The sequence below is a fragment of the Pantoea dispersa genome (genome assembly GCF_014155765.1).
Taxonomy (GTDB): domain Bacteria; phylum Pseudomonadota; class Gammaproteobacteria; order Enterobacterales; family Enterobacteriaceae; genus Pantoea; species Pantoea dispersa.
This window is the reverse complement of the sequence record NZ_SCKT01000001.1, coordinates 281,444-294,477: the sequence shown is the minus strand read 5'-3', so window position 1 is coordinate 294,477 and position 13,034 is coordinate 281,444. Positions and strand designations below refer to the sequence as shown.

At 60.6% G+C, this 13,034-nt stretch carries 12 protein-coding genes; 6 read left to right on the top strand and 6 right to left on the bottom strand.

Going from position 1 to position 13,034, the window contains the following annotated elements; all coding sequences use genetic code 11:
• The first annotated feature begins 11 nt into the window (after positions 1-11).
• Positions 12-2,063 carry a peptidyl-dipeptidase Dcp gene (gene dcp, locus H7K56_RS01415; RefSeq protein ID WP_150361030.1) on the top strand — a complete coding sequence of 684 codons (2,052 nt, stop codon included), beginning with the start codon at positions 12-14 and terminating at the stop codon, positions 2,061-2,063.
• A 51-nt stretch (positions 2,064-2,114) separates the two neighbouring features.
• On the opposite strand, the gene hpxO is transcribed toward dcp, so the two are convergent.
• Entirely contained in the window at positions 2,115-3,272 is a 1,158-nt protein-coding gene (hpxO, locus tag H7K56_RS01410) for an FAD-dependent urate hydroxylase HpxO (RefSeq protein WP_058774691.1), read from the bottom strand.
• A gap of 248 nt (positions 3,273-3,520) precedes the next feature.
• Between hpxO and H7K56_RS01405 the strand changes: the two genes are divergently transcribed.
• Positions 3,521-3,763, top strand: coding sequence for a hypothetical protein (locus H7K56_RS01405; protein WP_371221050.1), 243 nt, complete (start codon positions 3,521-3,523; stop codon positions 3,761-3,763).
• Positions 3,764-3,768: 5 nt separating this feature from the next.
• Here the strand turns inward: H7K56_RS01405 and H7K56_RS01400 are convergent, their stop codons facing one another.
• The 5 genes from H7K56_RS01400 to H7K56_RS01380 all read right to left on the bottom strand — a co-directional run bounded on the left by H7K56_RS01400 (position 3,769) and on the right by H7K56_RS01380 (position 8,976).
• Positions 3,769-4,275, bottom strand: a complete 507-nt coding sequence (locus H7K56_RS01400; protein WP_031279110.1) for an RES family NAD+ phosphorylase — start codon at positions 4,273-4,275, stop codon at positions 3,769-3,771.
• Positions 4,275-4,757 carry an Xre family toxin-antitoxin system antitoxin gene (locus tag H7K56_RS01395; RefSeq protein ID WP_021506062.1) on the bottom strand — a complete coding sequence of 161 codons (483 nt, stop codon included), beginning with the start codon at positions 4,755-4,757 and terminating at the stop codon, positions 4,275-4,277. Before H7K56_RS01395 ends, H7K56_RS01400 begins: the two co-directional genes overlap by 1 nt.
• A 95-nt stretch (positions 4,758-4,852) precedes the next feature.
• Positions 4,853-6,340 (bottom strand): FGGY-family carbohydrate kinase, encoded by a 1,488-nt coding sequence (locus tag H7K56_RS01390; protein WP_150361029.1) that lies wholly within the window; start codon positions 6,338-6,340, stop codon positions 4,853-4,855.
• Between the two features lie 58 nt (positions 6,341-6,398).
• Positions 6,399-7,238 (bottom strand): class I fructose-bisphosphate aldolase, encoded by an 840-nt coding sequence (locus tag H7K56_RS01385; protein ID WP_125308717.1) that lies wholly within the window; start codon positions 7,236-7,238, stop codon positions 6,399-6,401.
• Positions 7,222-8,976, bottom strand: a complete 1,755-nt coding sequence (locus H7K56_RS01380) for a glycerol-3-phosphate dehydrogenase/oxidase (protein ID WP_150361028.1) — start codon at positions 8,974-8,976, stop codon at positions 7,222-7,224. Before H7K56_RS01380 ends, H7K56_RS01385 begins: the two co-directional genes overlap by 17 nt.
• A 184-nt stretch (positions 8,977-9,160) precedes the next feature.
• On the opposite strand from H7K56_RS01380, the gene ampC reads away from it, so the two are divergent.
• The 4 genes from ampC (at position 9,161) to H7K56_RS01360 (ending at position 13,015) form a co-directional block, all read left to right on the top strand.
• Positions 9,161-10,291, top strand: coding sequence for a class C beta-lactamase (gene ampC, locus H7K56_RS01375; RefSeq protein WP_136545682.1), 1,131 nt, complete (start codon positions 9,161-9,163; stop codon positions 10,289-10,291).
• On the top strand, positions 10,288-10,737 hold the full coding sequence (locus tag H7K56_RS01370) for a GNAT family N-acetyltransferase (protein ID WP_021506057.1): 450 nt from the start codon (positions 10,288-10,290) through the stop codon (positions 10,735-10,737). The genes ampC and H7K56_RS01370 overlap by 4 nt, the downstream gene beginning before the upstream one ends.
• Before the next feature lie 233 nt (positions 10,738-10,970).
• Positions 10,971-12,233, top strand: a complete 1,263-nt coding sequence (locus H7K56_RS01365) for a DUF1479 domain-containing protein (protein WP_150361027.1) — start codon at positions 10,971-10,973, stop codon at positions 12,231-12,233.
• A gap of 41 nt (positions 12,234-12,274) precedes the next feature.
• Complete coding sequence (locus H7K56_RS01360) at positions 12,275-13,015, top strand: DeoR/GlpR family DNA-binding transcription regulator (RefSeq protein WP_058769793.1); 741 nt, start codon at positions 12,275-12,277, stop codon at positions 13,013-13,015.
• Positions 13,016-13,034: the final 19 nt, after the last annotated feature.

Below are 13,034 nucleotides of genomic sequence, written 5' to 3'. Positions count from 1 at the left end.
CAGGAGCGATAATGACTTCACGTGCCAATCCGTTTTTTAACGTCAGCCCGTTGCCGTACCAGACACCGCCGTTTGATCTGATCGACGAAGCGCATTTCCTGCCGGCGCTGGAAGCCGGAATCGTCGAAAAGCGCCAGGAAGTGGCGGCCATTGCCAGCAACCCCGAGCCGGCAACCTTTGCTAATACCTATGAAGCGCTGGAGCGCAGCGGTAGCCTGCTAAATCGGGTGTACCCCGTTTTTGCCGCGATGACCTCAGCCAATACCAGCGAGCGACTCCAGCAGGTTGACGAGCTGATCACCCCGCAGCTGACGGCGCTCAATGACGAAATCTACCTTAACCCGGCGCTGTTTGCGCGGCTCGACAGCGTCTATCAGCAGCGCGGTTCGCAGTGCCCGGATGCCGAAGCGATGCGTCTGGTGGAAGTCACCTGGCAGCGCTTCCAGCTGGCCGGTGCCAGCCTGAGTGAGAGCGATAAAGCGCAACTGCGCGCCTGCAATCAGGAGCTGGCCAGTCTGGGCACGCGTTTCGGTAACCGGCTGCTGGCAGCAACTAACGCTGCGGCTTATACCGTCAGCAGCGCGGCGGCGCTGGACGGCCTGTCGCCGGCGGCGCTGGCACAGGCGAAGGATGCCGCCGAGGCGCGCGGGCTGCACGACGCATGGCTAATCCCTCTGCAAAATACCACCCAGCAGCCGGTGCTGCAGTCGCTGACGGTGCGCGCCACGCGCGAAGCGCTGTTTCAGCAGGCGCTGACGCGCAGCGAACAGGGTGACGACAACGACACGCGCGCCATCGTCTCGCGTATGGCGCAACTGCGTGCGCAGCAGGCCAGTCTGCTGGGCTTCGACAGCTTTGCAGCATGGAGCCTGCAGGATCAGATGGCGAAAACGCCGGAAGCCGCCCAGTCCTTTATGCGCAACATTGTGCCCGCCGCGACGGCGCGCGCCGGGCGAGAAGCGGCGGATATTCAGCAGCTGATCGCCGACCAAAACCACAGCTTCCCGCTGCGCGCCTGGGACTGGAATTACTACGCGGAGCAGGTACGCACCGCGCAATACGCGCTGGACGAAGGGCAAATCCGCCCCTATTTTGAGCTCAACACTGTACTGGAAAAGGGCTTGTTCTGGTGTGCCAGCCAGCTGTATGGCATTCGCTTTGAACAGCGCCACGATCTGCCGGTCTACCATCCGGACGTCAACGTTTATGAGATTTTCGATGCCGACGGTGCGCCGTTAGCGCTGTTCTACACCGATTTCTTCACGCGGGATAACAAGAGCGGTGGCGCATGGATGGGCAATTTCGTCGACCAGTCGACGCTGCTGGAAAGCCGGCCGGTGATTTACAACGTCTGCAATTACAGCAAGCCGCAGCCCGGTCAGCCGGCACTGCTCAGCTGGGATGAGGTGATCACGCTGTTCCATGAGTTTGGCCACACGCTGCACGGCCTGTTCGCCACCCAGCGCTATGCCAGCCTGTCCGGCACCGCCACACCGCGTGATTTTGTCGAGTTTCCGTCGCAAATCAACGAACACTGGGCCAGTCAGGATCAGGTGTTTGCCCACTATGCACGTCATTATCAGACCGGTGAAGCGATGCCCGCTGCGCTGCGCGACAAAATGGTGCGCGCAGCGAAATTCAACAAAGGCTATGACATGACCGAACTGCTGGCGGCGGCACTGCTTGATTTGCAGTGGCACTCGCTGTCACCGCACGATAATCCGCAGGATGTCAGCCATTTTGAGCAGCAGGCGCTGGCGGCGGAGAATATTGCCCTGAGTGCCGTGCCGCCGCGCTATCGCTCCAGCTACTTCCGTCATATCTGGGGTGGCGGCTACGCGGCCGGGTATTACGCCTATATCTGGACGCAGATGCTGGCCGACGATGGTTATCAGGCGTTTGTCGAGCGGGGCGGTCTGACGCGCGAAAATGGTCAGCGCTTCCGTGAGCAGATTCTGTCGCGCGGTAACAGCAGCGATCTGCAGCATCTGTGGCTGGCCTGGCGCGGTAAAGCGCCGGACATCGGGCCGATGCTGAAACACCGCGGCCTCGACGAGGCGTAACGCGCCGTAACCGAAGGGCCAGCCAGCGGTGCAGCTGGCTGGCCTGCACGCTTATCCCAGCGGACCGCCTTCAATGGTGTCACACATGCCGGCCAGCACGCGTTCGCCGGTTTCCTCTTTCAGTCCGGCATACCATTCCGCGGTGACCGCCGCATCTTTGGCGTGGGTGACATCACAACGCTTGCGCGCTTTCAGCACCAAATCACGGGTGCGCGCCACGCGCCGCGCCTCATAGCGCAGCAGGCCATCCTCAATGCCCAGCGAATGTGCAGTCAGGGTTTGCGCCAGTACCACCGCATCTTCCATGGCCGCACAGCCGCCCTGACCGATATCCGGCGTGGTGCTGTGTGCCGCATCCCCCAGCAGCGCCACACGTCCTCTGACAAAGCGGCTGAAGGGTTCGATATCATGAATCTCCACGCGATTGGTGGTTTGTGCGTCAATGCTGGCGATCAGCCGCTGAACCGGCTCGGCCCAGCCGGCAAAATAGCCGCGCAGATCGTCTTTCACCGTTGCGCGATCCTGCGCCAGCCCTTTCGGCAGCGGGACATCAAAGAAAAAGTAGAAGCGGTTACCGCTCACCGGCATCAGCGAGACGCGCTTGCCCTCGCCGACAAACGTGGTCCACTGATCGGCGGGCGCGATGCTTTCATCGATAGTGACCAGGCCATTCCAGTTGACGTAGCCTGCGTAGCGGCGCTCGACGTGTTCGCCCAGCACGTGATGGCGAATCACCGAGTGGGTGCCGTCGGCGGCCACCATAAAATCCCCTTCAGCCTGGCTGCCGTCATCAAACCAGGCGGTCACGCCGCTGGCATGCTGCTCCACTCGCACAACGCGTTTGCCAAAGCGAATGCGTTCGCGGCCGTAGCTGTCGATCAGCAGCGCCTGTAACTCTGCGCGTGCGACCGGATAAGGATACTCGCCGACCTGCTGCACCAGCGGTGACAAACTGAAGCGGGTCAGGGTGCTGCCGCTGTGGCCATCGTTGTAAGCCATAAACGCCATATTGCCGCCGAGCGCGCGCAGCTGTGCCTTGAGACCCAGCGCATTGAGGCACTTCACGCCGTTAGGCCAGATAGAGATGGCCGCGCCGACCGGTTTCATCTCTTTCACCGCTTCATACACTGCGGTGCTGAAACCCGCTTTTTCCAGCGCCAGCGCCGCGCTCATGCCGCCGATACCCGCTCCAATCACAATCGCTTTCATTACCGTCTCCTTTACTGTGCACCCTAAGCCCTGCAACTTTTGTACCATCTTGCAGGGTCAGGATGATGGTGAGTTAAAGTATTGAAAATAATGATTTCTATTCTGGTTGGGTCAGACGCTGCTTCGGCAATGGGCACAGATGCTGCACCTTAACAGGGCGTCATCCGGGGGAAGGTGAACCAAAGGTTTCACGCTGGCAATCATCCGGCCAGCGTTCATACTCTCTACATCCATCCTGCGAGGACTGAATGATGAAGTGGATAACGATGTTATTTCTGCTGGGCAGCCTGAGCGCAGCGGCGCAAACACCGTGGCAGCCGGAGAGAAAAGGGGATGTGCCGCAGCTCACGCCGGTAGCAGCGAAGTGTGATGTCTCTTCCTGTCAGCAGAACTGTTACGTGCAGCAATCGCAGTGCAAGAATGACAACGGCGGCGGCTGTGGCTCGCTGGCGCAGATTTGCGTACAAAACTGTGCCAGCCAGTGCCGCTAGAGCGTTTACGGATCGTCTTTGATACGGCGATCGATGGCGAAGGGTGCGGAGGTCGCTGTGGCAATCAGCGCGGCCGCGCCCGGATGATCGGGGTTAAACAGCGCATTATCTTCGCCGGTGAGGATGCTGGGTACCGTCATCAGCAGGGGAAAGCCGTTGTGCGGATCGAGAAACGCCGCGCCGATGGCCTGCGTCTCCTCCTGCTGCTGATATTTTTCCCAGCCGGCCGGCAGTTTACTGCTGTCGAGGGCGATGATGTCGGACTCGGGTACCGCCACGGTAAACACCACAAAGCGGCTTTGCTCCAGCAGCGTTTTCCCGGCGTGCACCACCAGTTCCAGCGTCGCCAGCGCTTTTGAGCTGCTGAGGTAAACCGCTTTCATCCCGGGCGGATTCCAGCGGCCACCCCATTTTTCTGCGCCAGCACCGTTAAACGCCTGGCTGGCGTACTCCGCTTTGACAATTCGATAGAACACCCTGACGGGTGCGGCCGGATCCTTCCGTCGTGTCATCAGACAATCACTCCGTGCTCAAGGCGGCCAATCAGCGTCAGCACCGCATCGCAGCCGGCGGGCGTACTGAGCATGTTAATCGGCTGCGCGTTGTCGAGCGCCAGTGCAGGCTGATACATCCAGTGCATCGCCACTTCCGGATCGCCAGCGAACAGCTGGATCACCGCATCCAGCACTTCAAACACCTGATAGATGCGTGCACCCTGTTCGACCGAGAGCTGCGATCCAGACTTCTCGCGGCGCCGGTAGGTGTTGCGGTCAATCGAGACCATTTGCGCGATGTCGATCGGCGTCGCTTTCAGAATCGTGGCGGCGCGTTCGACAATGCCGACATCCATGCCGTCGGTGATCAACTTATGCGCCTTAAGCCGGTTACGCGGCAGTCCCATCTGATCCATAAAAGAGGGGCGGGCGTGCTGAATCAGCGACGGATCAAAGATGCGCGATCCGCTGGTGGGATTAAAAGCCGATGCGGTGGACATCACAACCTCCTGATAATGTTCATGTGAACATTTTTATGCATCAAGTGTACAGCATTTGCCCGCCGGTGTCATGGTTTGTTCACGCCGCACCGCCATTAACTGGCGGTGCGCCAGATGTCGCTCATCGCCAGCTCAAGTTTTTTAAACAGCCGGTAGCGTGTGTCATGGAACGCGAAGCGCGCCGCGCGGGGCTGCAGCGCCTCCGGCGCAAGGGTGACCGCCTGCTGCACGGCGGCAGCCAGATTCGGCCACTGACCCACGCCCACGCCCGCACACAGGGCCGCACCCAGCGCCCCGGTTTCGTGGCAGGTTGCGACGCGAATCGGCATCCCCAGCACATCGGCAAACATTTGCGGCCAGACACTGCTGCGTGTCGCGCCGCCGGAGAGCGTGGCCTGGTTGACCGTAATGCCGGCCGCGCGCAGCCGGTCAATGTGCGCCCGGTGGGCAAAGGTCACGCCTTCAAACAGGGCAAACAGCATGTCAGCGCGCGTATGCCATCCGCCGAGGCCGTAAAAGCCGGCTTTGGCAGGTTCGGCTTTCCGCCCTGAATAGAGGTAAGGGTGATACAGCGGCAGCTGCGCGTCAGGCCTGACCTGTGCCACGCTGTCGCTGCTGCGCGCCGCGCCCTGGCCGGCGCGGCCATCATCAAATTCACGCAGGAACCAGTCAAGATTGGCGGCAGAAGTGGCGCTGGCCTCGATCGCCATGTAGCGGTCGCGTTCGATGATCGAATTCATAAACACCGGGCGCAGATAGTCAGGTTTGTCGACCACCACCTGATTGATGCTCCAGGTACCGGCGACAATGGAGGCCTCACCGCAGTTCACTACGCCCGAGCCGACCGCGCTGGCAACCACGTCAAACATGCCGGCCACCACCGGGATGCCGGCCGGTAAACCGGTGAGCAGTGCTGCGCGGGCCGACACCACGCCGGTAACCTCGCAGGATTCACGCAGCGGTGGTAGGAGGGCGAGCGCCTCTTCGATGCCGTACAGCGCCAGCAATTCACGACTGTAGCTGCGCTGGCGATAATCAATCAGCCCGGCACCGGCGGCATCCGAATAGTCCGCGCTGACGTTGCCGCACAGAAAATGGGCGATGACATCTTTGGCACACAGCAGATGGCCGATCTGCGCCCAGCGTTCCGGCTGATGCTGCCGCATCCAGCTGATCAGCACCGGCGTGGCGGCGGGCCACGGTTTCTGCAATGACAGCGCGTAAATCTGCTGCGCCGCACCGCTGGATTCCAGCGCCTGCACCGTGGCGCTGGCGCGATGATCAATCGACTGGATACCAAACAGTGGGCGCTGCTGACGATCCAGCGCATACAACCCGTTGCCGTGACCGGCGGCCCCGACGGCAATCACTTCGCTGCCACGCGTGCCGGCTTGCTGCAGGCAGCGACTCACCGCGTTGCTGACGCCGCGCCAGATATCTTCAACTGGCCGTTCAGCATAGCCTTCCTGCGGCTGATGCGTTTCGCCGGCGCACTCCGCTACCGACAGCACGCGGCCGCTCAGGTCAAACAGTACCGCTTTGATCATGGTGTTTCCGGCATCGATGCCGAGAATCTGGCTCATATCCGACTCCGTTTCAGGCGAAGACGGCGCACCGCTTAAGCGCCGGTGCAGGTCACGCTTAACCCTGCTGGTAGATGTCCAGCGCATCCGTGCCGCTGACACCCTGATGAATAATCGCCATCAGCGCGCTGACCACGCGTGACGGATTATCATGTTGATAAACGTTGCGGCCATACACCATGCCGCTGGCACCCTGCGCCATCAGCGCGGCGCTTTTCGCCAGCACCGCGCCCAATTCCCCTTTGCCGCCGCCGCGCACCAGCGTCGGACAGCGCGCCGCCTCCACCACACGATGGAAATCCTCTGTGTTATCCGTGGGGTCGGCTTTAATGATGTCGGCGCCCAGCTCCCGCGCCAGCCGCACCAGCGGCACGATTTGTCTGACGTCACCGAGCGAGCCGTACGCCGCGCCCTGGCCGGCGGGGGCCATCACCAGCGGCTCCACCATCAGCGGCATGGCATAGCGATCGCAGGCCTGGCGCAGGCGGCCAATGTTCTCCACGCACATGCGAAAAATGCCCGGTTCATCCGGGATCTGATAGAGATTGACCACCACCGCGGCGGCATCCATCTGCAGCGCGGCAAGAATCGGTGCCTCCGGATTGTGCAGCACCGCCCACATCTCGCGGTGGCGCGCCGCGTTATAGGCATTGCCGACGTCGGTGCGCATCACCAGCGCCGGTTTGCGTCCGGCAACGCGCTGCAGCAGATCGGCCTGACCATAATTGACCTGGATCGCATCCGGCTGTGCGGCAATCAGGTTGCGCATCACGCTTTCAATATCTTCCAGCCCCAGCAGAAAATCGGGCTCGTTGGCGATGCCGTGGTCGATCGCCACATCCAGGCACTTGCCGTGGTGAAATAACCGGTTGAGGCGAACTTTAGGGGTGAGTGACATCCTGAACTTCCTCCTGTGAAAACGCGGATGCGAGCGCGTGCAGCCCATGGCGCTGCGCCAGGCTGATTGCGGTGTGCTGCAGATGTTTAGCGCGCTGGCTGTCCTGCCAGCCGAGCGAGTCGGCCAGCAGCTGCGAAATTTCCTGCATGAGCGGCGGCGTTAATTCACCGCAGATAGCCAGTGACGTGCGGCGCACCAGCACATCTTCCAGCTGGCACACCTGTTCATGCTCAATCAGATAGCGCAGTTCGGTGGCGCTGTAACCGGCATGATGCTGCAGCGGCTGTTCGCCGTGCTGCTGAATCTGCTGCAGCAGCGGCAGGGCCCGGCTGCCGTAGCGTTTCGCCAGTTGCGTCACGCGTGCCAGCGGAATGTCATAGTGCTGCGCCAGCGCACTGAGCCAGGCGGGCTGGGCGGACGGCGCCGGAAAATCCCGGCCGCCGCCAATCGGCAGGTCGCTGCTGGAGACGCGACGCTTTTCTCCCAGCAGGCGCAACACGCGGTCGGCGGCCTCTTCCCCGAAGCGGCGGAAGGTGGTCCATTTACCGCCGACCAGACATAGCGTGCTCCAGGCACGCGCGTGGTCAGGCGGCAGCAGCACCAGCGAATGGTTACGCGAAATCTGACCATTAACTTTGGCCTCGCTGGCCGGTAGCGGGCGCACGCCGCAGAAGGTGTAAACCACCGCGGATGCTGGCACCACAATGTCAGGAAACACAAAGCGCAGCGACTCAAGGATGTAAGCCTGCTCTTCGGCTTCGCATACCACGCTATCAGGGTCATCAACGCGGATATCGGTGGAGCCCACCAGCACTTTGCCGAACCAGGGAAACATGATGCACACCCGGCCTTCCTGGTTTTCGAAATAGACCATTTCACCGTCCAGCATCTGTAACAGCTGGGGATGATCGAGGATCAGGTGCGATCCTTTGGTGCCGCCTATCAGTCTGGTGGGTTGTGAATGCACGGCCAGCTGCTGATTCAGCTGGTCGATCCACGCGCCGCCGGCATTGACCAGCACGTGCGGCTGCAGGCTAAAGCGCTCACCGCTCAGCGTATCTTCCAGCAGCACCGTCTCGTCGCTAGCGCTGACCACCCGCAGATAATTGAGCGCCAGCGCCTCCGGGCAGGCGCGTTCCGCATCTTCAATCAGCTCAAACCCGAGTCGCTCCGGCGCGCTGATCCACGCATCGTAGTAGCTGGCGCTGTATTTCACCCAGGGCGCGAAGCCAGGCCAGCGATCGCGCGTGGCGGCTTCGTTACGCAGCTGGTGGCGCGGCATAGCGCCATACTGTCGCGTGTAGAGGTCGTACAGGCTCAGGCCGGTTTTGATCAGCAGCGCGCCGCGCCGGGTGGGCTTATCGCTCAGGCGCAGGAAACGTCGCGTGGCGTTAACCAGTCCACCGCCGAGATTATCGATCGGTACGGTGGTACGCAGCGGAAACACATAGTGCGCGGCGTTTTTCAGCAGGCGATCGCGCTCCATCACCGACTCCTTCACCAGGCCAAACTCGCCGGTCTCCAGATAGCGCAGGCCGCCGTGAATCATGCGCGACAGCGCGCCGCTGGCCGCCTGGCACCAGTCACCTTTCTCCACCAGCACCGCAGGAATGCCCTGTAATGCCAGCTCACGAAAAGTACTGATGCCGTTGATGCCGCCGCCGACGATCAGCACCGGCAGCGAACTGCGCGCGCGCAGGCGGCTAAGCCGTTGTTCGCGGGTCAAAACCTGTTCCATTGTCAGCTCCTTGCGATGAACGCTTACTTGTCAAAGGTATAGGAGCGGGCGCAGCAAACGGCAAATCAGGTCCTGCAGGATGTGATTTTGTTCACTTCAAACAAGAATTGTCGGGAAGCCTGGCTGGGGTAACGATATACTGCCGGTCAGACATCATGGTTAACCTGCAGGAAAAGGAATTTTCATGTTTTCATGGGCCCGATTAAGCGCACTTGCGCTGCTGGTCAGCGGCAGTGCGCTGGCAACGACATCACCAGACAGCATCATCAAACCGCTGATGCAGCAGTATCAGATTCCCGGAATGGCGGTGGCGATTCTGCACGACGGCAAAACCGAATTTTATAACTACGGCGTGGCATCGAAAGAGAGCGGACAGCCGATCAACGAGCAGACGCTGTTTGAAATCGGCTCGCTGAGTAAAACGTTTACCGCCACCTTAGCCAGCTATGCGGCGCAGCAGAACAAACTGAAATTCAGCGACGCGGCCAGCCAGTGGCTGCCGGAACTGAAAGGCAGCGCTTTTGATCGCGTCTCGCTGCTGAATCTGGCGACGCACACCAGCGGCACGCCGCTGTTCGTACCGGATGACGTAACCAATACCCGCGAGCTGATGCGCTGGTACAAACAGTGGCAGCCAGAGGCCCAGCCGGGCACGGTGCGCGTTTATTCCAACCTCGGTATCGGTATGCTTGGCATGATTGCGGCTAAAAGTCTGCATCAGCCATTCATTAGCGCGATGGAAAAGCAGCTGCTGCCGGCGATGGGCATGACGCACAGCTATGTGCAGGTGCCTGCATCACAGATGGGGCGCTACGCCCAGGGTTATAACAAGCAGGATCGCCCGGTGCGGGTCACGCCAGGCCCGCTGGATGCGGAATCCTATGGCCTGAAATCCACCTCTGCCGATCTGATTCGCTGGCTGGCCATTCAGCTGCAGCAACAGCCGGTCGCGCCCGCATGGCAACAGGCGGTGGCCGCGACGCATCAGGGCTATTACCACACCGAGGCCGCTTTTACTCAGGCGATGATGTGGGAATATTACCCGCTGCCGGTAACCACGCAGCAGCTGGTGGACGGCAACAGCGGCGCGCGCATCATGAAGGGCATGAAAGCCACGCGGATTACGCCGCCGCAGGCTGCGCCGCAGCAGGCGTGGTACAACAAAACCGGCTCCACCAACGGATTCGCCACCTACGCCGTCTTTATTCCGTCGCAGCGGGTTGCGCTGATTATGCTGGCAAATAAGTGGTTCCCGAATGACGATCGGGTGGTGGCTGCGGAAAAAATCATCAGCAACATCGGGAAAGGCGAATGATCACCATCAGAGCGCTGCGCGCCGAAGATTTCATGCCGTGGCTGGCGCTGTGGCAGGGCTATCAGCGCTTTTATCAGACCACCATTGACGATAACACCACCGGCGAGAGCTTTCGCCGCTTGCTGTCCCGCGCGGAACCCATGCACTGTCTGGTGGCCGAGCAGGACGGCGCGATGGTCGGGCTGGTGCATTTTCTTACCCACCGCTCAACCTGGACTCAGGGCGACTACTGCTATTTGCAGGACCTCTACGTCAGCGAAGCCGCGCGCGGTCTGGGCGCCGGCAAGGCACTGATTCTGGCGGTCTATGAACAGGCAGAGAAGCTCGGCTGTTCGCGCGTTTACTGGCTGACGCAGGCGTCTAATAGCCACGCGCGGGCGCTGTACGATCGGCTGGCGCAACAAACCGACTTTGTGCAGTACCGTCATTTATTCGATCAGCCGTAATTTTCCCGGGCTGCCATGGAGGGCAGCCCCGCGTGCCTGATCCAGGCGCGCTTGCGTTATTCATCCCACCGTGTCGCTCCCTGGATACTTTCAAACGATAACCCCACAGATAAATAACTGTGATCATGCTCGCTATTTTCTGCCTGCGTGCTGTCTTTTTGTTCGCTCGATGTTATGAATGAATATGTAATGTGTTTCGAATGAAACTAAAGCGTAAACAGACGGAGTGCGAGATGAACACCACTTTTACCTCAGAACAACAACCCGACGATTTTAAACAGCATGTGCGCCTGATGAAGCAGGCGCTCAGAGCACAGATTGGCGATGTCGAAGGCCTGTTTGAGCAGGTCAGAAGTAAGATTGTCAGTGAAATCGCGGCCGCGCGCGCCGAAGAGAAGCAGCACGGAACGGCGTGGCCGCAGGTCAGCTTCGCGGATCTGGCCGCTGGCCGCATCAGCGAACAGACCAAAGATCATATCCGCCGCCGCGGCTGCGTGGTGGTAAAGCAAACCTTTAGCCGCGAGCAGGCGCTGGCGTGGGATGCTGACATGCTCAACTACCTCGACGACAATGATTTTGACCGCGTCTATCAGGGGCCGGGTGACAACTTCTTTGGCAACCTCGACGCCTCGCGGCCGGAGATCTATCCCATTTACTGGAGCGATGCGCAGATGTCGGCCCGCCAGAGCGAGGCCATGGCGCAAACCCAGGCGTTCCTCAATCGCCTGTGGAAATTCGAATCCGCCGGTACGCGCTGGTTTGATCCAGACGTGAGCATCATCTATCCGGATCGCATCCGGCGCCGGCTGCCGGGCACCACCTCAAAAGGGCTGGGCGCGCACACCGATTCCGGCGCGCTGGAGCGCTGGCTGTTGCCGGCCTATCAGCAGGTGTTCAGCAAGATCTTTTCTAACCAGTTCGATCAGTACGATCCGTGGGATGCGGCGCACCGCACGGATGTGCAGGAGTATCAGTCTGGCACCACCACCAAATGTTCGGTGTTCCGCACTTTCCAGGGCTGGACCGCACTCTCTGATATGCAGCCCGGTCAGGGACTGCTGCACGTGGTGCCGGTGCCGGAAGCCATGGCTTATCTGCTGCTGCGTCCGTTACTGAAGGATGTGCCGGAAGAGGAACTGTGCGGCGTGGCGCCCGGCAAAGTGCTGCCGGTATCGGAGCGCTGGCATCCGGAATTAATTACCGGCCTGTGTTCGATCCCGGCGCTGCAGGCGGGCGATTCGGTGTGGTGGCACTGCGATGTGATTCATGCGGTGGCGCCGGTAGAAAATCAGCAGGGCTGGGGCAACGTGATGTACATTCCCGCCGCGCCGATGTGCGGTAAAAACGCCGACTATGCGCAGCAGGTGGCGCAGGCGCTGGCGACCGGTGTCTCGCCGGGCGATTTCCCCAAAGAGGATTACGAAGCCAGCTGGCGCGGCCGTTTTACGCCGCAGGATCTGAATGAAAACGGCCGGCGCAGTCTGGGATTAGCGTGATTTCTGCTAAGCTGGGCAAAAACTTTTTAACAGCAGGCTCTATGAACGCACGTCATCAGCACATTATTCAACTGGTCAGCGAGCGCGGCAGCGTCAGCGTCAATGAACTGGCGCAAACCACCGGCGTTTCGGAGGTGACGGTGCGCCAGGATTTGAACCTGCTGGAGAAGGGCGGCTTTCTGCGCCGCGTGCACGGTTCCGCCGTGGCGCCGGAAAGTGATGACGTAGGCGCGCGCATGCAAACCCGCTTTGCGGTGAAAAAACGCCTGGCGGAGTACGCCGCCGGGCTGGTTAACCCCGGCGAAACGGTGTTTATTGAAGGTGGCAGCACCAATGCGCTGCTGGCGCGAGAGCTCAGCCATCGGCAGGATATCACCATCATCACTGTCAGCCATTACATCGCCGGACTGCTGCGTGAGCAGGGCGGCGATGTGATTATCCTCGGTGGGCTGTTTCAGAAAAGCAGTGAGTCAGTGGTCGGGCCGTTAACGCGGCTGTGCATTCAGCACCTCAACTTCCATAAGGCGTTTATTGGCATTGACGGCTGGGATGAGGCGACCGGTTTCACCAGCCGCGACATGCTGCGCTGCGATGTGGTGAACGCCATCATGGAAAAGCCCACCCACACCGTCGCGCTCACCGACTCCTCCAAATTTGGTCAGATTCATCCCTATGCGCTGGCGCCGCTACAGCCGTTTAAGCAGGTGATCACCGACGCGGAACTCGCCGCAGGCTGGCAGCAGCAGCTGCGTGCGCAGTCGCTGCAGCTCAGTCTGGTTTAACCTTTATTGCGTTCAATCT

Bases quoted from the DNA above. Each gene is read 5' to 3' on its own strand.
- H7K56_RS01390 (WP_150361029.1), bottom strand. From the start codon at position 6,340: ATGAGCCAGATTCTCGGCATCGATGCCGGAAACACCATGATCAAAGCG.
- H7K56_RS01400 (WP_031279110.1), bottom strand. From the start codon at position 4,275: ATGACACGACGGAAGGATCCGGCCGCACCCGTCAGGGTGTTCTATCGA.
- H7K56_RS01365 (WP_150361027.1), top strand. From the start codon at position 10,971: ATGAACACCACTTTTACCTCAGAACAACAACCCGACGATTTTAAACAG.
- ampC (WP_136545682.1), top strand. From the start codon at position 9,161: ATGTTTTCATGGGCCCGATTAAGCGCACTTGCGCTGCTGGTCAGCGGC.
- H7K56_RS01370 (WP_021506057.1), top strand. From the start codon at position 10,288: ATGATCACCATCAGAGCGCTGCGCGCCGAAGATTTCATGCCGTGGCTG.
- H7K56_RS01385 (WP_125308717.1), bottom strand. From the start codon at position 7,238: ATGTCACTCACCCCTAAAGTTCGCCTCAACCGGTTATTTCACCACGGC.
- dcp (WP_150361030.1), top strand. From the start codon at position 12: ATGACTTCACGTGCCAATCCGTTTTTTAACGTCAGCCCGTTGCCGTAC.
- H7K56_RS01405 (WP_371221050.1), top strand. From the start codon at position 3,521: ATGATGAAGTGGATAACGATGTTATTTCTGCTGGGCAGCCTGAGCGCA.
- H7K56_RS01380 (WP_150361028.1), bottom strand. From the start codon at position 8,976: ATGGAACAGGTTTTGACCCGCGAACAACGGCTTAGCCGCCTGCGCGCG.
- hpxO (WP_058774691.1), bottom strand. From the start codon at position 3,272: ATGAAAGCGATTGTGATTGGAGCGGGTATCGGCGGCATGAGCGCGGCG.
- H7K56_RS01360 (WP_058769793.1), top strand. From the start codon at position 12,275: ATGAACGCACGTCATCAGCACATTATTCAACTGGTCAGCGAGCGCGGC.
- H7K56_RS01395 (WP_021506062.1), bottom strand. From the start codon at position 4,757: ATGTCCACCGCATCGGCTTTTAATCCCACCAGCGGATCGCGCATCTTT.